General features: G+C 36.6%; 25 protein-coding genes and 2 tRNA genes. 10 read left to right on the forward strand and 17 right to left on the reverse strand.

Annotated elements, in window-relative coordinates:
- Positions 1-35: 35 nt before the first annotated feature.
- Positions 36-1,280, reverse strand: a complete 1,245-nt coding sequence (locus D0817_RS22895; protein ID WP_127340670.1) for an efflux RND transporter periplasmic adaptor subunit — start codon at positions 1,278-1,280, stop codon at positions 36-38.
- Between the two features lie 157 nt (positions 1,281-1,437).
- Here D0817_RS22895 and D0817_RS22900 point away from each other — a divergent pair, with 157 nt between their 5' ends.
- Positions 1,438-2,784 (forward strand): sigma-54-dependent transcriptional regulator, encoded by a 1,347-nt coding sequence (locus tag D0817_RS22900; protein WP_127340671.1) that lies wholly within the window; start codon positions 1,438-1,440, stop codon positions 2,782-2,784.
- Between the two features lie 298 nt (positions 2,785-3,082).
- Complete coding sequence (locus D0817_RS22905; protein WP_127340672.1) at positions 3,083-4,408, forward strand: sensor histidine kinase; 1,326 nt, start codon at positions 3,083-3,085, stop codon at positions 4,406-4,408.
- A gap of 142 nt (positions 4,409-4,550) precedes the next feature.
- Here the strand turns inward: D0817_RS22905 and D0817_RS22910 are convergent, their stop codons facing one another.
- The 5 genes from D0817_RS22910 to D0817_RS22930 all read right to left on the reverse strand — a co-directional run bounded on the left by D0817_RS22910 (position 4,551) and on the right by D0817_RS22930 (position 8,840).
- Positions 4,551-4,877: an MGMT family protein gene (locus tag D0817_RS22910; protein ID WP_127340673.1), complete on the reverse strand. Its 327-nt coding sequence runs from the start codon at positions 4,875-4,877 to the stop codon at positions 4,551-4,553.
- Positions 4,878-4,965: 88 nt separating this feature from the next.
- On the reverse strand, positions 4,966-5,601 hold the full coding sequence (locus D0817_RS22915) for a LysE family transporter (RefSeq protein WP_127340674.1): 636 nt from the start codon (positions 5,599-5,601) through the stop codon (positions 4,966-4,968).
- A gap of 40 nt (positions 5,602-5,641) precedes the next feature.
- The gene (trmB, locus tag D0817_RS22920; protein WP_127340696.1) at positions 5,642-6,319 is read right to left on the reverse strand and encodes a tRNA (guanosine(46)-N7)-methyltransferase TrmB; all 678 of its coding nucleotides are present in this window, start codon (positions 6,317-6,319) and stop codon (positions 5,642-5,644) included.
- Between the two features lie 383 nt (positions 6,320-6,702).
- A complete protein-coding gene (locus D0817_RS22925) occupies positions 6,703-8,085 on the reverse strand; it encodes an ammonium transporter (protein ID WP_127340675.1) in 1,383 nt (460 codons plus the stop codon).
- 263 nt (positions 8,086-8,348) lie between these two features.
- Positions 8,349-8,840, reverse strand: a complete 492-nt coding sequence (locus tag D0817_RS22930; protein ID WP_127340676.1) for a nuclear transport factor 2 family protein — start codon at positions 8,838-8,840, stop codon at positions 8,349-8,351.
- Between the two features lie 392 nt (positions 8,841-9,232).
- Between D0817_RS22930 and D0817_RS22935 the strand changes: the two genes are divergently transcribed.
- Complete coding sequence (locus tag D0817_RS22935; protein WP_127340677.1) at positions 9,233-9,910, forward strand: hypothetical protein; 678 nt, start codon at positions 9,233-9,235, stop codon at positions 9,908-9,910.
- Between the two features lie 85 nt (positions 9,911-9,995).
- Here D0817_RS22935 and D0817_RS22940 read toward each other — a convergent pair whose 3' ends face one another.
- Positions 9,996-10,310: an HPF/RaiA family ribosome-associated protein gene (locus tag D0817_RS22940; RefSeq protein WP_127340678.1), complete on the reverse strand. Its 315-nt coding sequence runs from the start codon at positions 10,308-10,310 to the stop codon at positions 9,996-9,998.
- A gap of 361 nt (positions 10,311-10,671) precedes the next feature.
- Between D0817_RS22940 and D0817_RS22945 the strand changes: the two genes are divergently transcribed.
- The gene (locus D0817_RS22945) at positions 10,672-10,905 is read left to right on the forward strand and encodes a hypothetical protein (RefSeq protein WP_127340679.1); all 234 of its coding nucleotides are present in this window, start codon (positions 10,672-10,674) and stop codon (positions 10,903-10,905) included.
- A 251-nt stretch (positions 10,906-11,156) separates the two neighbouring features.
- On the opposite strand, the gene D0817_RS22950 is transcribed toward D0817_RS22945, so the two are convergent.
- The 7 genes from D0817_RS22950 to D0817_RS22980 form a co-directional block, all read right to left on the reverse strand.
- Entirely contained in the window at positions 11,157-11,954 is a 798-nt protein-coding gene (locus D0817_RS22950; protein ID WP_127340680.1) for an HNH endonuclease, read from the reverse strand.
- Between the two features lie 298 nt (positions 11,955-12,252).
- Positions 12,253-12,690, reverse strand: a complete 438-nt coding sequence (locus D0817_RS22955) for a very short patch repair endonuclease (RefSeq protein WP_127340681.1) — start codon at positions 12,688-12,690, stop codon at positions 12,253-12,255.
- Positions 12,691-12,803: 113 nt separating this feature from the next.
- The gene (locus D0817_RS22960) at positions 12,804-14,108 is read right to left on the reverse strand and encodes a phospholipase D-like domain-containing protein (RefSeq protein WP_127340682.1); all 1,305 of its coding nucleotides are present in this window, start codon (positions 14,106-14,108) and stop codon (positions 12,804-12,806) included.
- Entirely contained in the window at positions 14,105-15,334 is a 1,230-nt protein-coding gene (locus D0817_RS22965) for a DNA cytosine methyltransferase (protein ID WP_238160934.1), read from the reverse strand. Before D0817_RS22965 ends, D0817_RS22960 begins: the two co-directional genes overlap by 4 nt.
- 2 nt (positions 15,335-15,336) lie before the next feature.
- The gene (locus D0817_RS22970) at positions 15,337-15,558 is read right to left on the reverse strand and encodes a helix-turn-helix domain-containing protein (protein WP_127340684.1); all 222 of its coding nucleotides are present in this window, start codon (positions 15,556-15,558) and stop codon (positions 15,337-15,339) included.
- Positions 15,559-15,802: 244 nt separating this feature from the next.
- The gene (locus D0817_RS22975; protein WP_127340685.1) at positions 15,803-16,120 is read right to left on the reverse strand and encodes a hypothetical protein; all 318 of its coding nucleotides are present in this window, start codon (positions 16,118-16,120) and stop codon (positions 15,803-15,805) included.
- Positions 16,121-16,225: 105 nt separating this feature from the next.
- Positions 16,226-18,694: an AsmA family protein gene (locus D0817_RS22980; protein ID WP_127340686.1), complete on the reverse strand. Its 2,469-nt coding sequence runs from the start codon at positions 18,692-18,694 to the stop codon at positions 16,226-16,228.
- A gap of 265 nt (positions 18,695-18,959) precedes the next feature.
- On the opposite strand from D0817_RS22980, the gene trxA reads away from it, so the two are divergent.
- Complete coding sequence (trxA, locus tag D0817_RS22985; RefSeq protein ID WP_041516662.1) at positions 18,960-19,277, forward strand: thioredoxin; 318 nt, start codon at positions 18,960-18,962, stop codon at positions 19,275-19,277.
- Between the two features lie 806 nt (positions 19,278-20,083).
- Here trxA and D0817_RS22990 read toward each other — a convergent pair.
- Both D0817_RS22990 and D0817_RS22995 read right to left on the reverse strand, forming a co-directional pair.
- Positions 20,084-22,165: an ATP-binding protein gene (locus D0817_RS22990; protein ID WP_127340687.1), complete on the reverse strand. Its 2,082-nt coding sequence runs from the start codon at positions 22,163-22,165 to the stop codon at positions 20,084-20,086.
- Positions 22,166-22,870, reverse strand: a complete 705-nt coding sequence (locus D0817_RS22995) for a LytR/AlgR family response regulator transcription factor (RefSeq protein WP_127340688.1) — start codon at positions 22,868-22,870, stop codon at positions 22,166-22,168. It abuts the gene before it with no gap.
- A gap of 203 nt (positions 22,871-23,073) precedes the next feature.
- On the opposite strand from D0817_RS22995, the gene D0817_RS23000 reads away from it, so the two are divergent.
- The 4 genes from D0817_RS23000 to D0817_RS23015 all read left to right on the forward strand — a co-directional run bounded on the left by D0817_RS23000 (position 23,074) and on the right by D0817_RS23015 (position 25,459).
- Positions 23,074-23,610 carry a hypothetical protein gene (locus D0817_RS23000; RefSeq protein WP_127340689.1) on the forward strand — a complete coding sequence of 179 codons (537 nt, stop codon included), beginning with the start codon at positions 23,074-23,076 and terminating at the stop codon, positions 23,608-23,610.
- A 68-nt stretch (positions 23,611-23,678) separates the two neighbouring features.
- A complete protein-coding gene (locus D0817_RS23005) occupies positions 23,679-24,275 on the forward strand; it encodes a DUF4082 domain-containing protein (RefSeq protein WP_127340690.1) in 597 nt (198 codons plus the stop codon).
- 97 nt (positions 24,276-24,372) lie between these two features.
- The gene (locus tag D0817_RS23010) at positions 24,373-25,299 is read left to right on the forward strand and encodes a DUF58 domain-containing protein (RefSeq protein ID WP_127340691.1); all 927 of its coding nucleotides are present in this window, start codon (positions 24,373-24,375) and stop codon (positions 25,297-25,299) included.
- 86 nt (positions 25,300-25,385) lie between these two features.
- Positions 25,386-25,459, forward strand: a tRNA-Asp gene (locus D0817_RS23015).
- Positions 25,460-25,782: 323 nt separating this feature from the next.
- Here the strand turns inward: D0817_RS23015 and D0817_RS23020 are convergent.
- Positions 25,783-25,962, reverse strand: coding sequence for a hypothetical protein (locus D0817_RS23020; protein WP_127340692.1), 180 nt, complete (start codon positions 25,960-25,962; stop codon positions 25,783-25,785).
- A 408-nt stretch (positions 25,963-26,370) separates the two neighbouring features.
- On the opposite strand from D0817_RS23020, the gene D0817_RS23025 reads away from it, so the two are divergent.
- Positions 26,371-26,444 (forward strand) — tRNA-Asp (locus tag D0817_RS23025).
- The last annotated feature ends 366 nt before the right edge of the window (positions 26,445-26,810 follow it).

Genomic DNA, 26,810 nt, shown 5'->3' on the forward strand with positions numbered 1-26,810 from the left:
GTGAATTGTAAATGGTAAACTGTGACTGCAAACTGTCACTGCGAACTAATAGAAAGCTCTTCAATATCCTTATAATCGGAGTAAGAAGATGTAATTACCGATTCGCCTTCTTTTAATCCTTCCAGTACTTCGTAATACGAAGGGTTTTCGCGGCCTAGTTTGATGGTTCTTCTTTGAGCCTTATTTCCTTTTACTACAAAAATCCATTTTCCGGCGGTGTCCTGATTGAAACTTCCTTTCTGAACGACGAGCGTTTTGTTTTTCTCCGATAAAATCAGTTTCACACCGAAGCTTAATCCGTCCTGTAATACAATATTTTCTTTAGAGGTAAAAGCCAGTTCAACGGTAAAATGGCCGCTTTTTACTTCGGGAATTACTTTGGTTACCAAAACCTCAAGAGTCTGGCCTTTAAATTCTACCTGACCTTTCAGGCCTTCGCGTAATTTCTCCAGATAAAACTCATCTACTGCTGCGATAAGTTTGTATCCTTTTTTGGAATCGATTTTTCCGATGCTTTCCCCGGCCTGAAATGTTTTTCCCAATACCGGTTCAAAAGAAGTCAGTCTTCCGGATTCCGGAGCCGTGATCAAAAAGTTATTTTTGTTGTTTCTCAGAATTTCAAGACTCTTTTCCATCGTTTGTATAGAGCGGTTGATTTGCGAAATCTGAACCTGATTGCTTTGTTTTTCTTTTTGAATACTTTGGTGAATCGTTCTTTTTCGTTCTTCCTGAAAACGTAGTCCTTCCTTAAACGTATTCCAGTCATTTTTCGAAATCACATCTTTGTCAAACAATTTTGAGTTCATGTCGTACAATCTTTTGGCATCGTTATAATCATGCTCAATCAGCACCAAATCTTTGTTGAGGTTCAGCTCCTGATTTCTAATGTTCAGTTTGCCTGAATTCAGATTGTTGATTTGCTCGATAATGGCCGTTTCCTGCGTCAGGTAATTAAGTTCGGTGTTCGGATTGTACAAACGGGCCAACGATTGTCCTTTGCTTACCATGGCACCATTTTCTACAAAAATCTCTTTTACCGATCCGCCTTCGGTTACGTTGACAAGCATTACGTTCAGAGGTTCTACTTTGGCCTGAAAAACCACGAAGTCTTCAAAAAATGCTCTTTCGACTTTTTGAACCGTCAGTTCCTCTGCTTTTACATTCAGCGTTCGTTTAGTACTGAAAGAAAAAAAGACAATTACTGCCAAAGCTAAAAAAACACCAATTAGTATTGTGAGATTTCTAAATTTTCTATTTTTACGAGGAATTACCTTGTCCATTTTTTAAATAATTTACTGATAATCAATAGGTAAATATTGTGCCATAAAAAGTATTATTGGTAAAGCATTGATTTTAAAGAGACTTTAAAAAACATCAAAAAAAGGAGTGTCCGATAATGAACAGTTGACCGTTCGAAATCGAACAAAAACAAATGACATGCGAAAAAAACTAGCCCAAATATTAGTTGTTGATGATCAGGAAGAAATTCTTTTTTCGGCAAAAATGATTCTGAAAAAGCATTTTGAAACCATTTTTACGGCAAACAGTCCAAAAAAAATAATTTCAATCCTGAATGAAAATGAAATTAATGTGGTTTTACTGGACATGAATTACCGGATAGGTTTTGAAGACGGACGCGAAGGAATTCACTGGCTGAAAGAAATCAAAACACTTTCGCCGCAAACCGTTGTGATTTTAATGACTGCTTTCGGAAAAATTGATACCGCTGTTGAAGGCATCAAAATAGGGGCTTTCGATTATGTACTGAAACCCTGGCACAACGAAAAATTACTGGAAACCATTGATAAAGCAGTTACCGAAAGCCGAAAAAACAGCAAAAAAACACCAGCTGAAAAAGAAGATAAAAAATATTTTGTAGGTACCTCGGCTAAAATAAAACAAGCCTATCTGATGGCCGAAAAAGTAGCCCGAACAGAGGCCAATGTTTTGATTTTGGGAGAAAACGGAACCGGAAAATATGTTTTCGCCGAGTTTATCCATTTGAATTCAGCGCGAAAGAAACAGCCGTTTGTACATGTAGATTTGGGTTCACTGAGCGATAGTTTATTCGAAAGTGAGCTTTTTGGCTATGCAAAAGGAGCTTTTACAGATGCCAAAACCGATACGCCCGGACGGTTCGAAATGGCTGCTGAAGGAACCATTTTTCTGGATGAAATTGGAAATATACCGCTTCATCTGCAGGTTAAATTACTGCATGTTTTACAGACCAAGACCGTTACGCGTCTGGGAGAAAGCAAGCCACGACCGCTGAATGTACGAATTATTGCAGCCACAAACAGCGATATTAAGGCTGAGGTAAAAAACAAAACCTTCAGGGAAGATTTACTGTACCGAATCAATACGATGGAAATTTCGCTGCCGTCACTTCGTGAGCGAAAAGATGATATTGTGCCGATGGCGGATTTTATTTTAGATCAGATTGCGGCCAAATACAATCAGGAAAACTGGCATTTTGAAGCCAATGTTGGCCCTTATTTAGAGAAGTATCCCTGGAAAGGAAATATCCGTGAAATGGAGAATAAAATTGAGCGTGCCTTGATTCTGGCCGATAACCAGACCATTTCGGTAACCGATCTTGATATTCTTGATTTCGAGGATTTTCAGGAAAATGATGATAACCCGTTATCCGAACTGGAGAAAAATGCGATCGAAAAAGCCTTATTCAAACACAACGGAAACATTAGTAAAACAGCTGAGGAACTGGGGTTGTCAAGAGCGGCTTTGTACCGCAGAATTGAAAAATACGATTTGAAAAATACCTAGATGTAGCTTGATGAATAGTTTTTCTCTCGCAGATTTTGGAGATTTAGCAGATAAATTAGCTTAGAAACTTTAAACTTTTAATCAGTGAGAGTCTGCTCAATCCGCCAAATCTGCGGGAGCCAATATTTAAGTAATAATTTAAAAGATTATATTGATAAACAGTTTTTACTCTCGCAGATTTTGGAGATTTAGCGGATTTTTTTAATCTATTTTATCTGCACAATCTGCCAAATCTGCGGGAAACCATTTTAATAAATCATGTGAAATCCCTTAATCTGTGGCGATAAATAAATAAACAATGAAAAACCTGAAATTCTACAATGCTTTGTTTTTAAGAATACTGTGTATTATGGTATTGTTTTTCTTTTGCGTTTTTCTGATTTACAAAGGCCTTTATTACAATGCCATTTTAGCTGGTTTTTTTGCGGTTATACTGATTTCGGAAATGTATGTTGCCATAAAAAACCGATTGCTGTTTTACGATAAAACCCTGCTTTCGATATTGCAGAATGATTTTTCGACCAATTTCCCGCAAGACTATAAAAAAGAAAATTTCAAGACGTTGTATCTGTTGTACAATACATTAAAGTTTAAGGAACAAGAGCAGACGTCGAAAGAACTTATTTATCAATCGATTCTGGACAATATTGATACCGCCACTTTAATTCTGGAAAAAGAAAACGACGAATGGCATATTTTCCTGATGAACGATTGTTTTTCAAACCTTTTTAAAGTCCCAAAGGTCAGTCATTGGAAATACCTTAAAAATTATCTGCCTTCGCTTTGTACTGAAATCGAGAAACTGGGTTTTGCCGAATTAAAATCAGCTATTTCGATAAAAATTGAAGAGCAGGATCTGCAGACTTTTGTGTTGCAGACTTCCCATACCAAAACATACGACAAAGAATATTTCATCATTTTATTAGACAGCATACAGCGCGTCATTGAAAAAAAGGAGAAAGAAGCCTGGATCAATCTGATGAAGATTATTTCACATGAATTAATGAATTCCCTGACGCCCATTCGGGCACTTTCCCAAAATTTACTGCACATTGTCGATCAGGAGCAATTGGAGGAAGAAGATTTTGAGGACATCAAAAGCAGTATTTCGACCATTATAAACAGAAGCGATCACCTGCAGGTTTTTGTAGAGAATTACCGAAAACTGGCCATGCTGCCGACACCAACCAAAGTAATGACACCCATCAATGCGCTTTTTGAAGACTGTATGCGAATCATGAGTCCGATTCTGAAAGCGGAAAATATCGAATTGATAAACGAAATAAATAGTTCACGATCGATCCTGATTGACAAAAACCAGATGGAACAGGTGATTATCAATTTAATTACCAACAGCGTATATGCTTTGAAAGAGAAGAGCGAAAAGAAAATGTTTTTGTCCAGTTATACCGAAAACAATCGCTTTTTCATCACCATTTCAGACAACGGAAAAGGAATCGACGACGAGATCAGGGACAAAGTATTTCTCCCGTTTTTCACCACCAGAAAAGACGGCGCCGGAATTGGGTTAACGCTTTCTAAAAATATCATAGAAGCACACGGCGGTTACTTAAGCTACCAGACCGATGAAGACCGGACGAGTTTTGTGATTTGTTTGATTTAGCTCTTGAACTTTTTTACCATATAAGTGATTATAAGTTCATATAACAGGGATGTTTATTCTAGCTTGTTCCATTTTGACAAATGACCTCAAACGTTCCGCGCAAAACTTAAATGAACTTACATTACTTATATGGTAAAGTTATTTAAAGTTCAATTTCCGGTGCCCAAAAGTGTTTTTCGAGATCGATAATCTGATTATTTTCTATAACAATTCCTTCGCTTTCCAGAAGCTGCTGCATTAAATTGGTTCCGTCAAAATGGTGTTTTCCGGTTAGAAGTCCTTTTCGGTTGACGACCCGATGAGCGGGAACATCTTCCATGTTATGACAGGCATTCATAGCCCAGCCCACCATTCGTGCCGAACGGGCTGTCCCCAATGCCTTTGCGATCGCACCATACGAAGTTACTTTCCCATACGGAATCTGTCTGGCAATCGCATAAACTCTTTCGAAAAAATTATCTTCAGCCATAGTTGATTTTATCTGCTAAATCTCCAAAATCTGCGTGAAAAATACTCCTCACAACAAGAATCATTTTTAATCTGCGGCAAATATATTTTTACCCAAAATAGTAATTCAGAATATTAAAAAGCGTCACCACAGCAATCAAACCGGTAATGCTGCCAATGATCGTATTCATATTTCGCATGATATAATCGGTTTTCTTTTCGATTCTTCCGAAGAAAGCAATGTAGCTGTACAAAACAGCGAACGAACCTAAAACAGATCCAAATACAAAAGTAAAAATCACATTGTTTTCAAAAGCAAAAAGATGGTAAGAAGCCAAAGTGACACTCACCACAACATAATACGGAATTGGAAAGAAATTCAGTCCCGAAAGCAGCATGCCCAGAAAGAAACGGCTTTTTTTACTGCTTTTTTTGATCTTCGATTTTTTGGCTTTAGGTTCTTTGGCGATAAACAAAAAGTAAATCGTCAGGATCGAAAAAATCGCAAATCCAACTTCACGCAATAAGGTTACAACGTCCGGCCTGTTGTCGATGACCTGTGCGAATAAAACGGCTAAGGAAACCTGGAAAAAAATAACGACAACCGCACCAACGACAAACCATAAAGCATTCTTTTTTCCTTCTTTCAGATTTATTTTGGCTGCCGTCATGTTGATTAGACCAGGAGGAATAATTCCGATGAAGGCGGCAATAAAACCTGAAAGTAATGGAGTAAGTAATGCCATTCAGTTAAATGATGGGTTAGTATTTGGTTTTAAAACTAAATTAATCTTTAATTTTAAAACGAATATACGTAATTGCCTTGTTAATTTCTAAATATTGTTTCTCATAAAAAGTCTGGAAAGCAGTTACTTCTTCCGGACTTCCTTCGTTTGTATACACATTATGGTTGGCGTATAAAACTTCGTGTCCTTCTCCGTGAAGTAATCCCAAGGTATAACCGTGCATAAATTCACTGTCGGTTTTCAGGTTTACAACACCGTCTTTTTTGAGGATTGTTTTGTATAATTTCAGGAACTCAGAATTCGTCATTCTGTGTTTGGTTCTTTTGTATTTGATTTGCGGATCCGGAAAAGTAATCCAGATTTCATCCACTTCATTTTCAGCAAAAATATGATTAATCAGTTCGATTTGAGTTCGGATAAACGCAACATTATGCAGGCCTGTTTCAACAGCAGTTTTCGCACCTCTCCAGAAACGCGCGCCTTTTATATCAATTCCTATAAAATTTTTGTTGGGATATTTTTCGGCTAATCCAACAGAATACTCTCCTTTTCCACAGCCTAATTCTAAAACTAACGGATTGTCATTTTTAAAGAAATCAGTATTCCATTTTCCTCTTAAGGGCATTAAATTGCCCACCACTTCTTCTCTGGTTGGTTGAAAAACGTTTTCAAATGTTTCGTTTTCCCTGAATCTTTTAAGTTTATTTTTACTTCCCACTTTTACAAAAATTTTCAGCAAAATTAAGGAATATAAACGAATGAATTAGGCAGGTTTTGTTTTTTGCCACAGATTTCACAGATTTGTTGGATTTCTTTTTTCTAATCTGTGTAAATCTTCGAAATCTGAGGCTACTATTTTATGCGTAATGTTATGTTTTTTTGCCACAGATTTCACAGATTTGTTGGATTTCTTTTTCTAATCTCTGTGAATCTTCGAAATTTGTGACTACTATTTTAGGATAATATATTTCTGTAATTGTTTTTTTGCCACAGATTTAAAAGTTTAGAAAGGATTTTTTAATAAAATTATATTTCAATCTGTGTGAATCTGTGAAATCTGTGGCATATCCTTTAATTATAATTCGTGGCAAACCAACTATTTTAATGGTATTGTGTTTCCGGTACGGCCAGCATTTTAGGGTCGAGGGTTTCGTCGTGTTGGGATAAATCCAGTCCGATGTGTTCGGATTCTTCGGAAACACGCAGCGGAATAATAAAGTTCGTTACCTTGAATAAGAAATAAGCCCCGAAGAAAGTAAAGATCGAAACCAGCACCAAAGCAATCATATGATGCATAAATACGTTCCAGCCACCGTGCAGTAAACTAGCTTTTTCGCCATGCGCAAAAATCGCGGTCAGGATCATTCCCATGATTCCACCCACACCGTGACAGGCAAAAACGTCAAGCGTATCGTCAAATCTTCTCGAGAAGCTGCAGTTCACAACATAATTGGAAACCAAAGCCGTTATAAATCCGAAAAACATACTTTCCGGAACCGAAACATAACCTGCTGCGGGCGTTATGGCCACCAAACCTACCACAGCTCCGATACAGGCGCCGAGAGCCGAAACCTTTCTTCCGTTCATTCGGTCAAAGAAAACCCAGGTCAGCATGGCTGCTGCCGATGAGGTCGTGGTGGTGGCAAAAGCCATGGCAGCGGTTCCGTTGGCGGCAAGAGCAGAACCCGCATTAAACCCGAACCAGCCGAACCATAACATTCCGGTTCCTAATAAGACAAACGGAATATTGGTCGGGATATGTAAACTGTTTTTTCTTTTTCCTAAAACCAGCACTCCGGCCAGAGCAGCAAAGCCGGAACTCATGTGTACCACGGTTCCCCCTGCAAAATCTTTCACGCCAAAATAACTGCCCAAAACACCCGTTGGATACCAAACGGCATGGCATAAAGGCGCATAGATGAAAATCGTAAACAAACTGATGAAAATTAAATACGATATAAAACGAACGCGTTCTGCAAATGAACCGGTAATAATCGCCGGAGCAATAATGGCAAACTTCATCTGAAACAAAGCGAATAACATAAACGGAATCGTGCTCGCTAATTTTTTATGCGGAAGAACGCCCACATAATCCATAAAAGCAAAAGTGGTCGGGTTGCCAAAGAAACTGTAAAAATGTTCTCCTGAGCCAAAACCTACCGGGTCTCCAAAAGCTAAACTGAACCCCACGGTAACCCATAAAAGCGTTACCACACCCAGACAGATAAAACTTTGCAGCATTGTCGAGATTACATTTTTCTTGCCGACCATTCCGCCGTAAAAAAACGATAATCCGGGAGTCATAATCAAAACCAGACAGCAGGAGGTAAGCATCCAGGCAACATCGGCAGGAACAATGTGGTCTGTAGTTCCAAATTCAGACAGTACGTAATTGTTTTCGGTAACCGTTGGCCAAAATGCGCCTGTAATACAAACAATACTTATAATAATAAAGGAAATGATCCAGCGTTTTTCTATTTTCATTTTTCAGATACTTTATTTAAACCCTATTTTTTTTGGGGTCAAAGTTAAAAAAAAATAAATATTCAGCTTTTTAGGGCTCATAAAATAGAGGGCTAGGCTTTATTTTAGTCAATTTTACAAAATTCTATACCTTTTTTTGACAGTATGCTATTTTCGGGATTAAAAAAACAGGCTTACTTGATAAATATGTTATAATTAAATCGATATTCGGTTTTGTAAAGCACTCAAAAAGTTAGGATTATAATAACAATCCCTTAATTTGTTTATTTTTTCTGAAGCTTTGCAATCAGGGCATCTTCAGTGGGCGCTTTTATTTTGGTCACAGCGTCAACCTCATCATTCGGAACGGTCATTGATAAAACATAATGCTGAATTTTCCATTCTTTTCCCACCTTCACCAAAACACCCGATCCGCGGCAGATTTTCATTTGTGTACTGAGCAATTCATCAAACCAGGCGATTTTTCCGGTTTTGTCAAAAAAGATATGGCGTTCCAAAGCCTTAAAATTCCACGTAGTTCCTTTGTCGAAAAAAGGCTTTGCCCAGACTTTGAATTCGGGTTTGGTCCAGTTTTCGGTGGCATCGGTTCCGATATAAATGGCATCATCGGCCATGGCATTAAAGTAGGCCTCAAACTTTACTTCGGCAGCTGCCTTGTGCCAGTGGTCTAAAGTATTGTTGATATTTTCTTTTTCAGCATTTTGTGCATGGGCAAAAGTCGCAATGAATAATAAAAGGAGAAGTGATTTTTTCATAATGGGTTTGTTTTTGGTTTTAAAGTTAGTAAATATATTTAACCGCAAAGGGCGCAATGAAAAAAGCGCCAAGCACGCAAGGTTTTATTTTTTTCTTTGCGCCTTTGCGTGATTAAAAAAATGCACAAAGCGTCGAGAATTGCACGCAAAGACGCAAAGGCGCAAAGTTTTTTAGCCTTGCGTACTTTGCGTAAATCCTAGCGCTCCTTGCGGTTAAAAACACAGTATTCAAAACTTAAATGAACTTACCTCCCTTACATGGTTTATTCCATTACAATGTTAATCCTAGCGCTCCTAGCGGTTAAAAACACACAGTAATCAAAACTTAAATGAACTTATATCCCTTATATGGTTTATTTACTATATTTGAGTGCTCTAAAAATACTACCGTTATGAATTCGAAAATCATTATAAGCTCTATAGTCCTTTCCTCTTTGGTTTTGGTATCCTGCAAGAAGGAACTCGAACCACAGGAAAACACCCCAACCTCAGAATTGGTAAAATTGGGACTGGTAAAAGACACCACCAAAGTCAATACAGCAGCGGCCGCACCTGCGCCAACTGCCAACCCGAATACCGTAATGAACGCCACCGGCGGAATAAATCCGGCACACGGACAACCCGGCCACCGCTGTGATATTGCGGTTGGCGCACCGTTAAATTCGGCTCCGACACAAACACAAACGCAGGCCACCACGACGCAGACAGCACAAACCATGCAGGTCAATCCGGGCAAGCAGGTTGTAACGACGACTACAACGGCAGCACCGGTAAAAGTAGCCAAAGGAATGAATCCGTCGCACGGGCAACCGGGACATAGATGTGATATTCCCGTTGGAGCACCGCTGAATTCTCCGAAAGCAAGCACCACCGCTACAGCTTCGGCTCCTTCGCAAGGCGGATCGTTTTCGCAAAAAATCACCGTAACACCACCGCCTGCCAATAGTAACGTACCGGCATTGCTGAGTACAGAAGCCGCCAATCAGGTAGCAGAAGGCATGAATCCGGCACACGGGCAACCGGGACATCGTTGCGATATTCCAGTTGGGCAGCCGTTACCAAAATCATAAACACAAAAAAACCGAATACAAATCGTATTCGGTTTTTTGTTTCTATTCGTTAGCGATATCGCTATGGTAGATTGATCTATATAAATTAATACTCTTTCATTTTTTCGAAAGTCGTAGTAAGTGATTTTTTTGCTTTGGACAGCGCACCGCTGAACGCTTTTTCGATCGTATCGGAGTGGTCTGTTACAGTTAAGGGTTGTAAATTGGCTACACGAACTTCGATCACGCATTTTTTGTCGTTTAAGCTGAATTTTTCTCCGTTTTCATCTCCGAAATGTACTTCAACGCGGGTAATTTTTTCTTCAAAACGAGTTAGGCCTTTTTCCAGTTCTTCAGAAAAATAAGTTGCTAATCTTTCGTGGCCTTCGATGTTCTTGTCTGTATTGATTTGAATTTTCATATGGTTTATATTTAGTGATTGTTTCTCAAAGCTATCTTAATTAGAGTGAAAAGCCAAGTGAGTTAATAAAACATTATGAAAATATTTACCCCATTTTGTCATTTCGACGAAGGAGAAATCACATCACAAACTCCACACCAATAGGAAAATATAAATTGTAAGAATTTATCCTGTATTTTTTTGTGCTGACTTGCAGAAGTTTCCATCTTTTTTGGTATCTTCGCAGTCCTAAACGTTAAAACATGAACTCGATTAAACTTTTGCCCGTGTGGTATGGTGGCGGTATTGGAAACAACTGCAACGCTTTTAACGGCGTAGGACACCTAAGCTATGCGGGCTTCATATTCCTAACCGTTAAATTATGAGTACCAACACCTTTTCAAAAGAAACCGAATTGAGGTTAAATGATTTCTTCACCCAATCAATTGATCCGGAGAGTATGGCCAAAACCATCAGACACGTCAATTATCTGCTTGCGCTCGGCGTCATGCGCGACCACGAACCGCTGCACTCAGATAAAAGAAGTCTCGAAGTTTGCTTTTACTGGATGAACGAATTAGCCGAAATCCTAAATCCGTATCTGGATGTTGACTGATTAAAAATTGGAAAAGCCACTGTAATAGTGGCTTTTTTTTGTTTAAAACCGTTTATTTTGAAAAAATTTCTGTTGTAAAATTTCTGTTGTAAAAAAAACTACAACAAAATATTTACAACGGTTTTGTTGTAAAAGTTTTGTTGGAGAAAAAAGTACAACAGAATATTTACAACAAATTTGTTGTACAAATGAAATCAAAAAGTAAAAATACAATAAAGAAAAGCCAACATTAATAGTAGCTTTCTCTATTCTTATACGGTTATTTGTTTGTTGAAAATTGTGTCTAAATGATATTCTAGAAATTCTTTTCGGGGAGAATATTTTTGAGCTACAATGATTTTTTGATTTTCAAGAGAAGTAAAATATTTATTGTAGAATTCGCTTTCTTTTTTCTTTTTAATTGTGTCAGAGAATATTATCTCATGATTTGTGTTGATTCCAATTAATCCTGTATCAAAAGCTTTGTCGTAAAGAGCGGAAAAGCAAATTCCATTCTCTGGGTTTAATCGATGTTCTTCATTTTTTGACCAAGGAATAATATGGCTTGCTAGTAGAAGTTCAGGAATATCAATACCTGTAATTGCACATTTATTATTATAGTTAGATAAAACCATTTGCCTGAAAACAGATTGGTTAACTCTTGTTTTTACTGCTCTAATGATATCTTGTCCTTTGAGGTTTTTTATATCGAAAAGTATGTCTTCATATTTATTTTCAATTGAAGTATTCTCTTTTTGTGCAAGAATCTGTTCGCTTAAAAATATCAATTCTTCTTTGTTATTGAAAAATTCATTCCAGATTTGTTGAACTTGATTCCCTCCATTTTGTAATCCTCCAGCACCTCTTTGTTGATGATATGGATCTACACTAGCAAAGTTGGCTAATCTTATAGATATTGAACCAGGACTTCTGTTGATTAGATTTGCTAATTTAATTACGTCTGGATTTTGATCGTTAATTTTTTTGTATTCAATTTTAAGGTATAAATTGAAAGCAAGAATAAACTCATCTCGTGTCCAAAGTAAAGGTTTGGATTTTGGTTGTGGCATTTAAATTTGTTTTCAGTAAATATAAAGAATAGGAAGTATAGAATAACTCGTAGAAATAAAAACAATTAGCTTTTATAGATTATTCAGCTTGTAGTCGTGATCTCGGAGAAATGTCTAAAAGTGATTCAGTTGCAATTATTGAAACAGATTAAAGTTTTTTTGGTTGATAATGAAATCTGTAGTGATTGCAAAGGTTTTTTGATATCTTCGCGGTCCTAAATATTAGAAAAAATTACCCGTGTGGTATGGTGGCGGTATTGGAAACGAACCGTAACGCTTTTTACACGCGTAGGACACCTTAGCTGTGCGGGTTTATGTTTTTTATTTGTCTTTCGTTTATTGCGTTTTGAATTTCAAGAATGCAGTTATCTAAATTCTTTTGTATGTCTTTACTCCAGAAACGTAAAATTTTCCATTTATGAGATTCTAAATAAGCATTGACTTCAATATCTCTTTGAATATTTCTGTTAATTTTTTTGATCCAATACTCCGGATTTGTTCCAGGTTTTTTTCTGGTTTCCCAATCTTTTCCATGAAAGAATTCTGAATCTACGAAAATTGCAATTTTATGTTTTTTAAAAGTAAGATCTGGTTTGCCGAAAACTGTTTTATTATTTTTTCGATATCTATAACCTAAATTCCATAATGCTTTAGCTAAAGTAAGTTCAGCTTTTGTTGCGGTGCTTTTTATTGCACGCATATTTTTGGAGCGTTGTTCAGGGGTGAAGCAATCCATAATAATACTATTAATTATTTTTGAAATTTAATAATTAATATTCTATAATATCTTACATGCTCTTAGAGTAAAATTATATTATTTTATTTTCTAAATATGTATTCAAAGATAATTTATTCCTCATCTTCTAGTGGTACTGGTTCATCTTTCATAAATTTTTCGAAAGAACCTATGGGTGCGAAGTCGATATTAATTGTTTTATAGTCATCTTTTTTTCTCCATAAACGAATAGAATCAGTTCCTTTTTTCTTTAACCATTCACGTGTTACTGGTTGTCGTTCTTTTAATCCTAGTACATCTACTAATAACCATTGTCCTAATGCAGATTGTCCGTATCTTTTACCACTCTCATCATATTCTGTGTTACTTCCTGATTGAAAGTTTTTCATGTTATCTCCTGTTAGTAAAGAAGGAATTCTTTTGCCATTGGGTAATTGTAAATAGAAACGTATTTCAGGCTTTTCATTTTTGGCTCCATCATAACTTTTTCTAAATTTCAAAAACTCTAGTATGTTTTCGGTAAAAAAATTAGGGTGTTTTCGATGAAATTCTACTGGAACTGGTATATAAACTTCGTTAAGTGGCCTTAAAGTATTGCTCCCTTTGCTTTTAGGCGCTCCGTTCCAAGCATTTAATCCGGATTTTTCTTCTACTTCTTTTGTTTCATATGAATACAATGGTAAGTACGCTTCAACTATATCTGGCTCTGCAACAGTAGAAGTTTCAATGATATCAAAATATGCTTTTAGAAGAAATGAAAAAGGATCTTCAATGATTTTTACATCAAATTTATTTAGAATTAAAGTGTTATAATTGTTTGAGTCGAATTTCTGCCATATTTGAGAGTCGCCAAAAGTATATCTATAATCCTTATTCCCATCAGACCAAGACAAAGCTGATTGCGTTAAGTTAAAATTATTAAGCCTGGTTAAGTCAATTAATGGATATGCACACTCATTTACAGTAAAGATACCTTTGTCCCGAGTTATGTAATGATAAATATTTTTATCTTCTGACAAACCTAAGCGAACATAATCGCTTTTCATTCTTTCGTTCTTAATTTCAGAAATTTTATAAGCTAATGCATGCAAATCATTACGATACTCATTAATTTCGCTCTGATAGCGTTTAAGTTGCATAACTTTCTGAAAAGAAGGTTTGCTTCCCATCCAAGTTTTTAAACCAATTCCAACTCTTTCATTACCAAATACAGACAGAACATCGTGTGGGGTGTTGCCGATATCTACATTTTGTCCATTGAAAATTTTCGTAAAAACTGTTTCTTGAAATTTAGAATCAAGATACGGTATTAGATCTCCTTGTTTCTGACGAAACAAATTAGATAACGCTCCATAAACTTGCAAAAATTTTACATACTCATCTCTTTGTTCTCCAGAAAATTGTTCCCAAACACTCATGGTAGTAAGACTTTTATAATTTCAGTACTGATTCTTTCAATCAAAGGTGTTGTTACTGAATTTCCTGCCTGCATATATAATTTGCTATTAGCAATATTTGGTATGATGAATTTATCCATTGGATATCCTTGAAAAGCAAAACATTCTTTTGGAGTCAATTTTCGAATGCCATAATCGTCTAAAATTAAAGGTACATTATGACCACCTGTGCCCATATTTGCAGTTAAAGTTGGACATACCTGACTTTTATTTTCTCTGACATAAACACGTCTCCATTGATATATAGTATCTTTTGAAGTCATTGTTTTTTTTAATTCTGGATAATACTGATGATCTTTTTTATAATACAGATTATCGGCTTGTTTTCCTTTTTCTAAAATATCATGAATTGTTTTTGTTAAAGGAATGGGTTCAGGAAATTTAAAATCTGCATGATTTTCTACTTGTACTGTGTCGAATGCAACAATAAAAATTCTCTCCCTGTTTTGTGGAACATTTGCATGCGTAGAAGAATTTAATATTTTAGTATAAGCCTTATAACCAAGTTTCTCTTCTAATATTTCTAAAATAACTTTAAAGGTTTTTCCTTTGTCGTGAGAAACTAAATTTTTTACATTTTCAAGAAAGATGACTTTAGGTCTTTTAGTTTCAATTATTTTTTCCAAATCAAAAAACAATGTGCCTCTTGTATCTTGGAAGCCTTTTCTGTTTCCAGCAATTGAAAAAGCCTGACAAGGAAAGCCAGCACATAATATATCGAAATCATCAGGAATATAATTTTTGACGCTTTTTTTGGTTATATCTCCAAATGGAATTTCACCAAAATTAGCACGATATGTTTTTTGTGAATCTACATTCCACTCACTTGTATACACACATTTTCCTCCAATGTTCTGTAATGCAATTCTAAAGCCACCAATTCCAGCAAACAAGTCGATGAATTTGAAAGTATAATTTTGTGGTGTTGTAAATGGAACATTTTCAACTTCATATAACAACTGTTGTATTGCGGAATCGGAAACCATATTCAGGTTTTCTTCCTCATTTTTATATTCAACAATTTCGTTTAAATATTTTTTCGCTTCTTTTTCGTAATGCTTTTTAACTCCATTATGCATGTTATGCAAATAATGGGTAACAACCGCTTTTTTTTCATCGTCTATTTCTGAAGTTCTGCTTTTAAACTTCTTTTCATCGAATTCTTCGATTGATATTTGCTCTTTCATTTTCATTTCTTAAAATTGTTGTCGTTAAAAAAAGCCCCAAAATCACTATCAAGAGCAGTAATTATTTTTTCTATAATTTCTATTGAAACATTTCGTTGACCTTTTTCAATATCTGAAATGTAGTTTCTGTCAACGTTAGAAATATTGGCTAAATACTCGATTGAGTATCCTTTTTGTTCTCGAAGTTCTTTGACTTTGAATCCGAATTTTTCTTTGATATTCATAGTTTATAAAAGTAGTTTTGTGAGGACAATTGACCTGCTTACAATTGACCTCATGAGGAAATAGTTTTCAACGTGATATTAACTGTGTTTTATTATCCCGTAAAAAAAACGCCAATCATTTCTGATCAGCGTTAATAATTATCGTAAAGGCTAGATTTTTATTTAAGACTTAATTATACTTTTGTTAAAAGAATTTCTGTTGGACTTATAAATTTAATTTCAATTTGGTCACCAATTTGAGCATTTATATGGTTGTACCAATCCCCAGTAATTTTAAAGCTCCTGATCCCTGAAATTGTTTTGCAAATTCAGCCCTTGATTGATTGCCAGCTGCTAGTAGCTTACTATTAGTAATAAAGCCATCAAAAGTGCTAAAATCATACTCTGCGGATCTTAAAGGTGACTTATTATTAGTAATTCCAAGCCTATATGCTTCATCAGAAGGTATCTGTAAATAACCTTCACCAATTATAATTCCACGACTGGTTGTATGTCTAAATTCTCCCCATTCTAAATGAGCTTGTTTTAGTGTTGTGATAAATGAATCTCCTGCTTGTGGCATATTTTATTTGATTAAGTTAGTGACAACAAGTATAGCACTAAATTAAAACGTCTGATAGCGTATTTATACGCTTTTTTAGATTGGGTGAAAAATGTGAAAATAACTTTATTTCTCTTTACCCTTCTTCCCCCACTTAATTTTCATTTTCCCTTCATCATCAACCGCATTTAAATGCAGGACAAGACCACGCTCGCGAACCGCATCGCGTTCGGCCTGGGTGGCGAGGTTGATGTCGTTTTTGGAGTTTCGGAGTGGGATGGTGAGGGCGAGATTGGTGCCACGGCCAAAGGAATAAATACCTGCGGCATCGAGGTTTAAAACGCTCGAACTAATGGTGAAATCATTGACATCGATCTGCTCTCCGCGAAGTTTAAGAATGCCAGATAAGTCACTAAACGTAATATTTTTGACATCGCGAAAAGGAAAAGCAAACTTCCCGATTTTTACAATAGGCTCGAAGTTTAACAAAGCCCCCTGTTTGACGTTGAACGTCAGGTTGCCGTGCATCGAATTCGTGATCAGCGAGCCATTGCCATTGATAAAACCCGTTACATTGGCCTGACTGCTGAGTTTTCCCTTGATGTTGCCGGGATTAAAAGAAGTAACGCCGAAGTTGTTGAAAGAGCGTAAAAAACTCGCAATATCTACCCGCTTGACCTGCGCATCAGCGCTAAAGGCAAAGTTTTTTCCGCTGGGCTGTACTTCACTGTTAAAGGTGATGCTTCCGCCGGAGGTTTGCAGCGAACCGTTTTTGATGACTAATTTCGAATCGATCATCTGAACCGTTGCCGTGGTATGAGTCGCCGTTAGTTTATTATAATTGATTTTGTCGGCTTTGATGTCGATTACGACCAAACATTTATCGATTACGGTTCTTAGATGGTTGGATATGGTGGTTCTTTTGCCCGCTTTTGCAATCGCTTTTGTTTTTTTGGAGGTAGCCAAAACACCCAGAAATTGCTTGAGGTCGATATTCGGACAATAAATTTTCCAGTTGACGATCATTTTCTCCGGAGCGTCGTAATAGAGGTTCAGGAAATTGTCAATTTTTCCTTCGATGAAAATCGTATTCTTATTGTGTTTATAAGCAATTTCCTGGATCAGTAAAGCTTTCTCTGTAAAATTGAGATGGATATTGGTTTTTATGGCATGAAGATTCTTCGGGATGTAATGAAAGGAAGCATCGTCAACATTTATTTTACCAATAAAACGCGGTTTTTTGATGTGCAAACCGACGATATCAAACTGAAATTTCAGGTTGGCTTTGGCGTGACCGGATGTAAACTGAATCCATTTGTCGTTGCTGATTTCGTTGAGCCTTTCCACCTCAAAATCAGAACTTACGTTTCCGGTAGCCACAGGTTTATTGAGATTGTTAATCGACAATTGCGGAATCGTAAGCGGAATATTTTCATAATCACCCGCAAATTGGGTCAGGATAATTGCCGAATTGGCGTCGTTGTAACCGTCTTTGGGTTTGAAATTATTGGTAAAAATTCCTTTGAAATTACAGTTTTTGATTAATCCGTCGGGAATACTCAGTTCGTTGTCTTTTATAATCGCCTGAACGACAATTTTGGGATCACCCTCGGCATTAAAATCACCTTTGATGTCGCAATTCACGTCTATGGGTTTACTCAAATTGAACCGGTTTAACTTCGAACTGATGTTGGCAGATAAGACATTCGAAGCATTTTGCCATAAAATGGTAGTCCCAATATTGATGCCGAACAAGGCATTGCCTTTAGCGAGATTAAAAAAAGCGATGATGTCAAAAGAGTCCGTTCCGATTTTTAGGTTTCGGGTTACGACATTTATTTTTTCTTTTTCGGAAGAATAGGCAACATTAAAAGTTCCCCTGAGTTCTTTTTCTTTGGCAAAACTGCCATGTTTGGTATTAAAAGCAAGGCTTTTGATCTGCGTGTCCAGAAATACATCGGTTTGCCAGTCGTCTCCGTCGTATTCTACTTTGGTTTTCAGGCTCGAAACATCAAAATCAAACAGTTTATGTCCCAAACGATTGTCCAGAATAAAATGTACATCATTAAGGTCTACCTGATCGATTGTCGTTCCGGTATTGGATTGATCTGCGGGTGATTTTTTCTTTTTGGGTTTAAAGATATCGGCGTTCGAATAACCGTTTTCGGCTTTGTAGACGTAAATATCCGCGTCGTTAATGAGGATTTTATGAATGTTGATTTCGTTTTGCAGCAGGCTCCAGATGTTCAGGCGGACTTCGATTTCTTTGGCTTTTAGTAAAGTGTGCTGATGGTTTTTCCACTGATTGTCTTTGAGTTCAACTTCTTTTAAAGCCAGCGTGAAGTTCGGAAAACCGGTTAGAAACTTATACTGAAAATCACCCACATGAAACTGTCCGTTGATGTTTTCGTTGATTGTGGTGTTGATCTTCGCGATGATTTCAGTCTTGTTCCGGTTGAAATAAAAAGACAGGCTTCCGGCCAGAATAAGAACCAGTACAATGCAGCCTGCAACGAAATAGCCAAATCGTCTGGCGTATTTTTTAAAATGTGGTGATTGCAAGAAATTTTTTATGTGAAGTAAGGCTGTTTTCATCTGAACGGGTTTTCCGGATTACTAAAGGTACACTAAAAATGAGTGAAATTCCTAAAAACAGGACGCTCAATTGGGTATAGGACAAAACTTACAAATAAGAATTTTAGTACTAATATAATTAATGACAATACGTTTATAATGAAAACTAATTTGGTTATGGCGTTTGATTGATTTAAAATTTCTAAATTTGTACTCAGTTAAGGAACAAATTAAAAATTGCTCCCCTGAGAGAAATTCAAGGGATAAACTTTAAATAAAAATTATTATGGCATTAGCAATAACAGATGCTACTTTTGACGAAGTAGTTTTGAAATCAGATAAACCAGTAATGGTAGATTTTTGGGCAGCATGGTGCGGTCCTTGTAGAATGGTTGGTCCGATCATTGATCAGATTAGCGAAGAATACGCAGGTAAAGTAGTTGTTGGTAAGGTAGATGTAGATGCTAACCAGGAATTCGCTGCAAAATATGGTGTGCGTAACATACCTACCGTTTTGGTTTTTCATAACGGTGAAGTAGTAGGAAAACAAGTAGGAGTTGCTCCGAAACAAACCTACGCAGATAGTTTAGACGCTTTGTTGTAATCGTAAGATTATGATTTATATAAAGAAGGTTTGGCGAAAGTCAGACCTTTTTTATTTATAAAAAAATGTCAGACCCGACAGGTTTTTAAAACCTGTCGGGTCTAATCGTTACAGGTTAAAAGGTTTTTTTTGCCACGAATGTCACGAATTGCCGCGAATTAATTATTTTGATTTTGCTTAAAAAAGGTTGCCACAGATTACAAGATTAAAAAGATTTTTCTAATCTGTACGTTTATTTTGCCAGGACTACTTTGATTTTACCGCAAAGCACGCAAAGTTTTACCTACAAAAGTATCTTCAGAAAATGCAAAGTTCGCAAAGCTTTGTATTGAACCAGCTTTGCGAACTTGTGTTTTACCAAACCAAGCTGATGCAAAAACTTTGCGTGCTTTGCGGTAAAATGAAAGCTGTGTAGTTCTGCTTAAATCTGCGTGAAAATAATTCGTGCAAATTCGTGGCAACCTCTATTTTAAGAATTTAATCGTAAAGGTCATTCCTGAATCGGGTTTTGAAGTTACTTCGATTTTTACAATTAATGGCGGTTGCCAAATTGCTTAAATAAGGTTGCCACAGATTAATGGATTAAAAAGATTTTTTTTTGCCACAGATTAAAGGATTAAAAAGATTTTTTTTGCCACGAATTACACGAATTTTTACAAATTATTTATTATGATGTTGCTTAAAAAAGGTTGCCACAGATTAAAGGATTAAAAAGATTTTTCTAATCTGTGAAAATCCCTTAATCTGTGGCAAAAAAAAATAAACACATTTTAATTCGTGCTAATTCGTGCAATTCGTGGCAAACTCTATTTTAAGAATTTAATCGTAAAAGTAGTTCCTGAGTCGGGTTTTGAAGTTACTTCGATTTTACAATTAATGGCGGTTGCGAGATCGCGGATAAGGTGTAATCCCAATCCGGATTTGATTCCGATCACTTCGGAGTCGTCGTATAAGGCTTTAAATTGTTCCTGAGTTCCGCCGCGGCCATTGTCAGTGATGGAAAGACATGTTTGGTTGTTTTCTTTTTGGGCTTTCCAGATTATTTTTCCGTCCGGAGTTTTATCCAGTGCTTTTATGGCGTTTCCGGTCAGGTTTCGGATAATGGTTTTCAGGTAGTTGGCATCAGTATCTAAAATGATGTTTTCGGGATCTTCAAATAAAATTTCGATGTTTTCAATTCCGGAGAAATGCTTTTCGGTTTCATCAAATAAAACGGCAACCGGCGTTTCCTGAAGATGAGGTTTGAAGTTTTCCATTTGCCCTTTACTCCACAACAGAATATCTTCCATAGAGGAGAGCAAATTCTCCGCCCCGCTAATGACTTTGGTCTGCATTCGCAAAGCGGTGGCTTCGTCAATGAGTTCGGGACTTTCTTTCTGAAGGTGCAGGAAGTGAATTAAATTGGAAACCGGGCTTCGTAAATCGTGGTTCAGGATACTAAAAAAGCGGGCTTTTATTTTATTGGCTTCATCTAATTCCTGATTCAAAACCTGTAATTTCTGATTGGTTTTCTTGCGGTTCTGACTTTGTTTGAATAACAATAATCCGATAATGGCGACTGATGCCAGTCCGAAAACTAAAAATAAAAGCTGTTTTTTAGTTTCTTCAATCTGAATGTTTTTAATCGTGTTTTGTGCTGAAAGGCTTTTTATTTCCTGCTTTTTGGTTTTGTTCTGATAACTTGCTTCGGCATTGGCAATGCTTTGTTTGGCCGATTCCTGCATTATCTCGTCATTGTATTTGCTGTAGATTTCGTTGTAATGGTACGCTTCTTTCCACAGCCCCAATGCGGCATAACTCTGCGATAGTTTTTTATTGATATTTACAAAGGATTCCTTATCGTAGGTCAATGCATTTTCTGAAGCTTTTTTTAAGGTTTCGATGGCCTTTTTGTATTCTCCTTTTTCATATAAAACCCTTCCCATTATGGCGTTTGCTTCCATAATGATATCCTCATCATTTGATTTTTTTCCTAATACAACTGCTTTTTTAGCATAACTAAAGGCGGTATTTATTTGGCCTTCATTAGCGTAATATTCCGATACGCTTCTATTGGCAAAACTTAAATTAAGAAATAACGAATCTTTTTTAGAAGGAAAAGTATATACTAAGCGGTAATATTTTTGAATGCTGTCGAGGTTTTTTAAAGGAACAAAACACTGTAGGTAATAGTTGCAGGAAAAAGCACTGACATAAGGGGAAGTCTGTATGTAAGGCTGGGCATAATTTAAATATTCAATGGCTTTATTGTATTGTTTCATTTTGGTGTAAGCAGCTGCAATCTGGCTATAAGAAACGCCGATGGTCTCATCGTTGGCCACGGTTTCTCTAAGCAGTTTTTTATAATTAATCGCTTTGAGCTGATAACTAATAAAGGTTTCATATTCGGCATTGTCAAGATAATATTCGCCCAGGCTTCCGTAAAGCACAGATTTGGTATAGGTGCTTTTTGTCGTGTCCAGAACTTGTTTGATATGGGCTATTAATTGTTTTCGTTTTGAAGTTTCATTAAGGGCGTAATAGGCATAACTGAGGCGCATTAAAATTGAGGTTTCGTTTTTAAGATGGCGGGCCTTTTGTGCAAATTTTAAGGCAAGCTCATAATTAACGCATGCTTGTTTGTTCTGATTGTTGTTGAATTCGTAAGCGTTTCCTTTTAAGAAATAAAACCTTGATTTGTACGCGGGATGATCTTTAGAAAGTGCAATCCCTTTTTGTGCCGCGATCAGCAGTTTAGGATAATCTTCGGAATCTAAAAACACATTGGTATATTTTAGCCAGACTTTTAGTTTTTCGTTTGTGGTTTTATAGCGGGACAAATTCGGTTCTTGTTGTGCAAAAACAGAAAGCGTTATAAAAAACAGAAATAAAAAACAGCCCTTTCTCATCTAGATCAGATTTAGGTTTTCTTTATAACTTCTCCCCACCGGAATTGAAATATTATTGTTTAGAATAATTTCCGTCGAGTTCATTTTATGAATAAACTGTTTCTGCACCGCAAAACTTCTGTGAATGCGTATGAAGGACTGAAAATGATCTTCTTTGAGAAGATTGCCGATGCTCGACAACACGCAATGTCTCTTTTTTTCTGTAATCACCAGCGTGTAATCTTTCAGGGCTTCGAGATATAAAATTTCATGCAGTTTGACTTTGGTCTGTTCGTGGCCTTCTTTGATATAAATGGTATCGCCGCCAATACTGGCTTCAAAAAGTAAAGCTTTGAGTTTAATTTCCATAAACTCTTCGACACGACTCATGGTTTGTGTGAAGCGATCAAGTTTTAGAGGTTTTACGATAAAATCGAGTGTTTCTATTTCAAAACTTTCTACGGCATGTTCCGGATGTGCGGTGATAAAAATACAAACCGGAATTTCCATGGCCTTTTTTCTAAACTCTATTCCGTTTAGGCCCGGCATATCGATATCCAGAAATAAGATATCGACTTTTTGTTCTTCGATAAACGGAAGCGCTTCATCGGCCGATTCAAAAACACCTAAAATATCCAGGACCGGAAATTTTTTGGCAAACGATACCACCGTAAGTCTGTCTATTTCGTCATCGTCAATAATAATGCAGGTGTATTTTTTGGTCATTTAATTCGGTTTTAGGTCGTCTGTCTATTTAAAATGTCGTCTGTCTATTAGCTGTTTTTCCGCCGGTTTTAATGCTGCAAATTTGCTTTGTAATTACGTCATCAGCCAAAAGAATATTCTTTTACGATCGGTTGACATTTACAAAAATAATGTTATTGAATTAAATACGAATCATTTAGCCAAATTTTAAAACCAAAATTATTATGAAAATTTCAAAAACCATTTTTACGCTTTTTTTAGTCGCCATTTCTACCATGTCCTGCAGCAGCGATGACGGAACTGACGGAAAAGACGGAATCGATGGACAAACAGGAGCAACCGGAACAGCCAACGTTATTTACAGCGCGTGGTTAACAGCTCCAACAGCAGTTGCAGAAACTATTGATGGGACTTCAGGAATGTCTACCAGCATTGTTGCGCCCCAATTAACAGAAGATATTCTTTCGAAAGGAACGGTATTGGTTTATATGTCTTTCGGAGCAGGAAACTATCCATTGCCTTACACTTCAACAGCAGGAGGATTTGCTAACACCATTACAGCTATCTCTACGGTAAAGAAAATCAAATTGTTCCGATTTAGACATGACGCAGGAGGAACTGTCAACCTTCCAACAACACTTAGCTGGCGTTATATCCTGATTCCGGGTGGCGTTGCCGCTGCAACAGCTAAAACTGCAAAACCGGATTATTCTAAAATGAGTTATCAGGAAGTTTGTGCACGTTTTAATATTCAGCCTTAATTTTTAGAAAAATAAATAAATATTTAGAATTTAAAAGACCAGATAAATAACCAGTTAAATTAATTATTATGAAAACTTTAAAAACAATTTTGTCCATTTTTTGCCTTGCTGTGTTTGCTGTTTCCTGCAGCAGTGACAACGATAACGGACCGGAACCGATTAAATATGCAGAAGAAAATCCTTTAGATGCTTATATGGCAGGTTCAGGATTCAGCCAAAAAGCGGTTGATGTAAAAAACTCAGGAATCTACGAATATGGTTTTAGCTTTAAACCAACAGTAACAGGAAAAATAAACGCTTTGGTGGTAAAAATTCCGGATGTAAACCCAACTTTAAGAATTACAATATGGGATGCAGCAACCAAAACAGTTATAAAATCTGAAGTTATAAATGTAGCAACAGCCAATGTTACCGTTGAAAAAGCGATCACTCCGATTGCCTTGACGAAAGATAAAGAATATTTCTTCACGGTAAACAGCGACGACTGGATCAACAGAACCAAAACAGACGGATCGGCAGCGACTTACCCGATTGTAGCCGGAAATATAACCATTACAGGATATGCGTATATCTCAAGTACAGCTGTAGAAACTATTTTTCCGACAAATGCACGTAATACTTATTATGCAGGAGATATGAGTTTTAAATTTCAACGAACTGAATAATTTTTATTTTGGATGATTTGAATTAGTTAAAAAGGTTTGGCGTCAGTCAGGCCTTTTTTTATTTTTAAATGATTTAATCTTTTAATACATTTGAAAGATGAAGATCGAATCGGAAATAGAGAAAGTATCCAGTTTTCAGCACCTCGAAATGCTGGCAAATCAGGTGGTGGAAGGATTTATATCGGGAATGCACAAGAGTCCGTTTCACGGGTTCTCGGCTGAATTTGCGGAGCATAAAGTGTATAATGCCGGAGAAAGCACCAAACATATTGACTGGAAATTGTTTGCCAAAACCGATCGCCTGTACACCAAACGTTTTGAGGAAGAAACCAATTTGCGCTGTCACCTGATTGTCGACAACTCGTCGTCGATGCATTACCCGGAATTAAAATCAAATCAGCCTTTTTACGAAAAGAAGATTGGTTTTGCTGTCCTGGCTTCGGCGGTTTTAATGAATATCCTGAAGAAACAGCGCGATGCCGTTGGCTTGAGTGTGTTCTCGGATACGTACGAATACTATGCTCCTGAAAAAGGGAGTGACCGTCACCACAGAATGCTGCTCAATAAATTAGAACAGTTATTAGAACAGCCAAAAGTCAAAAAAAGCACCGATACCATTACTTATCTGCACCAAATTGCCGAAAAAATGCACCGTCGCTCGATGATTATTTTATTTACGGATATGCTGCAATCAGAGGAGGATGAAAAGTTGTTTAATGCCCTTCAGCATTTAAAACACAACAAGCATAAAGTGGTCCTGTTTCACGTTATTGACAACAAAACGGAACTGAAATTCGATTTTGACAATACTCCCAGAAAATTTATCGACTTAGAATCAGGAGAAGAAGTGTCTATTTTTGCCGATAATGTAAAAGCAGAATACGAAAAAAGGGCAGAGGAGTACTTTAAAACACTTGCGCTGACCTGTGCAAAGAACCAGATTAAGTACGTTCCGGTGAACGTGGGAGATAATTTTGAAAAAATATTGACTACATATTTAGTTGAAAAACAAAACTTTGGCTAACGAATTAAAAATATATTTAATTTTTTTTAGCAAAACGCTTGCAGAAATGAAATTCTGTACTATCTTTGCAACCGCAATAACGCAGAGGTTTGGTAGTTCAGTTGGTTAGAATACATGCCTGTCACGCATGGGGTCGCGGGTTCGAGTCCCGTCCAGACCGCAATATTGGGAGAAGCCTTTCTTAACGGAAAGGCTTTTTTGCCCAAATACGGTATCTAAGATTAGTTGTGTTGTTTGCTACGAATTTGTAACTCGTAGCTGGTTTAGTAGTTAGACCAATGAAAAGCTTTCCACTTTTGTGGATGGCTTTTTTGATTTAGGACCTATCGGGTTTTAAGATTTTACCGCAAAGCACACAAAGAAAAAAACGCAAAGGTTCGCAAGGTTTGTTTATAGCTTTGCGAACCTTTGCGATTTAAACCTTGCGTACTTTGCGGTTAAATTAGGATTAATTCCTAAATTTTACTTCAAATAAACGAACAGCTAGTTTTGGTCATCATCCTTTACACATCTTGGAAGATTTCTTGGATTTGGACAATAATACGGTCCGGTAAAGCAAGTGTCTGTAACATCTGCTGCCGGGCATGTTGGGTTAACGCCCCCATTAATAGATTTTAATTCGTTAACGGTTAATTTTTCGGCACCTTTTAAATTCTTTAACATAGATCTATGGTTTTAATATTGTTTAATATTCCAATCATTTAAGACACTTGGAATTTGTGTCTGCAACACTAAAAAAAAACAGTGATGCATATCCTTACAAATATTAAGTTTTTATTCAACATAAATACTTTTAGATTGCAGTTTTAAAATTCTGACACAGATAATTTATAAATTGTAGAAGAGGGTAAAAAATAAAAAATTTTCATCCTTCAAGGATTATGATAATACACTTAACACAGTTTAATGTTTTTATCTTACCTAATAAGGGTTAAATCCGGCTCTTTTTGTTTTTGTACTTCAATAGAAATCAATTGGTTAAAATTTTAACTATTTTATTTGTTTAAAAAACGAAAAAAACCTTGCAGAACCCAACTTCTATTGTATTTTTGCACTCACAATAACGCAGTTGGTTTGGTAGTTCAGTTGGTTAGAATACATGCCTGTCACGCATGGGGTCGCGGGTTCGAGTCCCGTCCAGACCGCAATATTGGAAGAAGCCTTTCTTAACGGAAAGGCTTTTTTATTTTTATATTTAACCGCAAGGTCCGCAAGGAGAAAAACGCAAAGGTTCGCAAAGTTTATTTATCACTTTGCGAACCTTTGCGTAAATCATAGCGCTCTTTGCGGTTAAATCTTTACTGCCCAGCTTTGGAATTTGGCATTTTTAGAACATGAGAATTTTAATTCCAGATTTCATTCATGGCCGTTAGTATAGTCGGTTTGCTGGAAAAACCGGTCAATTTGACCACCTAATTCCGGAGTAAATTGACCACCCGTTCCGGAGCAAACTGACCACCTAATTCCGGAGCAAATTGACCACCAGGTTTTGTGGTGAATTAAGTATTAAA

This window comes from Flavobacterium cupreum, assembly GCF_003996965.1.
Taxonomy (GTDB): Bacteria; Bacteroidota; Bacteroidia; order Flavobacteriales; family Flavobacteriaceae; genus Flavobacterium; species Flavobacterium cupreum.

What these genes read in the sequence shown, in the direction of transcription:
- D0817_RS22895 (WP_127340670.1), bottom strand. Translation starts at nt 1,280, where the DNA reads ATGGACAAGGTAATTCCTCGTAAAAATAGAAAATTTAGAAATCTCACA.
- D0817_RS22900 (WP_127340671.1), top strand. Translation starts at nt 1,438, where the DNA reads ATGCGAAAAAAACTAGCCCAAATATTAGTTGTTGATGATCAGGAAGAA.
- D0817_RS22905 (WP_127340672.1), top strand. Translation starts at nt 3,083, where the DNA reads ATGAAAAACCTGAAATTCTACAATGCTTTGTTTTTAAGAATACTGTGT.
- D0817_RS22910 (WP_127340673.1), bottom strand. Translation starts at nt 4,877, where the DNA reads ATGGCTGAAGATAATTTTTTCGAAAGAGTTTATGCGATTGCCAGACAG.
- D0817_RS22915 (WP_127340674.1), bottom strand. Translation starts at nt 5,601, where the DNA reads ATGGCATTACTTACTCCATTACTTTCAGGTTTTATTGCCGCCTTCATC.
- D0817_RS22925 (WP_127340675.1), bottom strand. Translation starts at nt 8,085, where the DNA reads ATGAAAATAGAAAAACGCTGGATCATTTCCTTTATTATTATAAGTATT.
- D0817_RS22930 (WP_127340676.1), bottom strand. Translation starts at nt 8,840, where the DNA reads ATGAAAAAATCACTTCTCCTTTTATTATTCATTGCGACTTTTGCCCAT.
- D0817_RS22935 (WP_127340677.1), top strand. Translation starts at nt 9,233, where the DNA reads ATGAATTCGAAAATCATTATAAGCTCTATAGTCCTTTCCTCTTTGGTT.
- D0817_RS22940 (WP_127340678.1), bottom strand. Translation starts at nt 10,310, where the DNA reads ATGAAAATTCAAATCAATACAGACAAGAACATCGAAGGCCACGAAAGA.
- D0817_RS22945 (WP_127340679.1), top strand. Translation starts at nt 10,672, where the DNA reads ATGAGTACCAACACCTTTTCAAAAGAAACCGAATTGAGGTTAAATGAT.
- D0817_RS22950 (WP_127340680.1), bottom strand. Translation starts at nt 11,954, where the DNA reads ATGCCACAACCAAAATCCAAACCTTTACTTTGGACACGAGATGAGTTT.
- D0817_RS22955 (WP_127340681.1), bottom strand. Translation starts at nt 12,690, where the DNA reads ATGGATTGCTTCACCCCTGAACAACGCTCCAAAAATATGCGTGCAATA.
- D0817_RS22960 (WP_127340682.1), bottom strand. Translation starts at nt 14,108, where the DNA reads ATGAGTGTTTGGGAACAATTTTCTGGAGAACAAAGAGATGAGTATGTA.
- D0817_RS22965 (WP_238160934.1), bottom strand. Translation starts at nt 15,334, where the DNA reads ATGAAAGAGCAAATATCAATCGAAGAATTCGATGAAAAGAAGTTTAAA.
- D0817_RS22970 (WP_127340684.1), bottom strand. Translation starts at nt 15,558, where the DNA reads ATGAATATCAAAGAAAAATTCGGATTCAAAGTCAAAGAACTTCGAGAA.
- D0817_RS22975 (WP_127340685.1), bottom strand. Translation starts at nt 16,120, where the DNA reads ATGCCACAAGCAGGAGATTCATTTATCACAACACTAAAACAAGCTCAT.
- D0817_RS22980 (WP_127340686.1), bottom strand. Translation starts at nt 18,694, where the DNA reads ATGAAAACAGCCTTACTTCACATAAAAAATTTCTTGCAATCACCACAT.
- trxA (WP_041516662.1), top strand. Translation starts at nt 18,960, where the DNA reads ATGGCATTAGCAATAACAGATGCTACTTTTGACGAAGTAGTTTTGAAA.
- D0817_RS22990 (WP_127340687.1), bottom strand. Translation starts at nt 22,165, where the DNA reads ATGAGAAAGGGCTGTTTTTTATTTCTGTTTTTTATAACGCTTTCTGTT.
- D0817_RS22995 (WP_127340688.1), bottom strand. Translation starts at nt 22,870, where the DNA reads ATGACCAAAAAATACACCTGCATTATTATTGACGATGACGAAATAGAC.
- D0817_RS23000 (WP_127340689.1), top strand. Translation starts at nt 23,074, where the DNA reads ATGAAAATTTCAAAAACCATTTTTACGCTTTTTTTAGTCGCCATTTCT.
- D0817_RS23005 (WP_127340690.1), top strand. Translation starts at nt 23,679, where the DNA reads ATGAAAACTTTAAAAACAATTTTGTCCATTTTTTGCCTTGCTGTGTTT.
- D0817_RS23010 (WP_127340691.1), top strand. Translation starts at nt 24,373, where the DNA reads ATGAAGATCGAATCGGAAATAGAGAAAGTATCCAGTTTTCAGCACCTC.
- D0817_RS23020 (WP_127340692.1), bottom strand. Translation starts at nt 25,962, where the DNA reads ATGTTAAAGAATTTAAAAGGTGCCGAAAAATTAACCGTTAACGAATTA.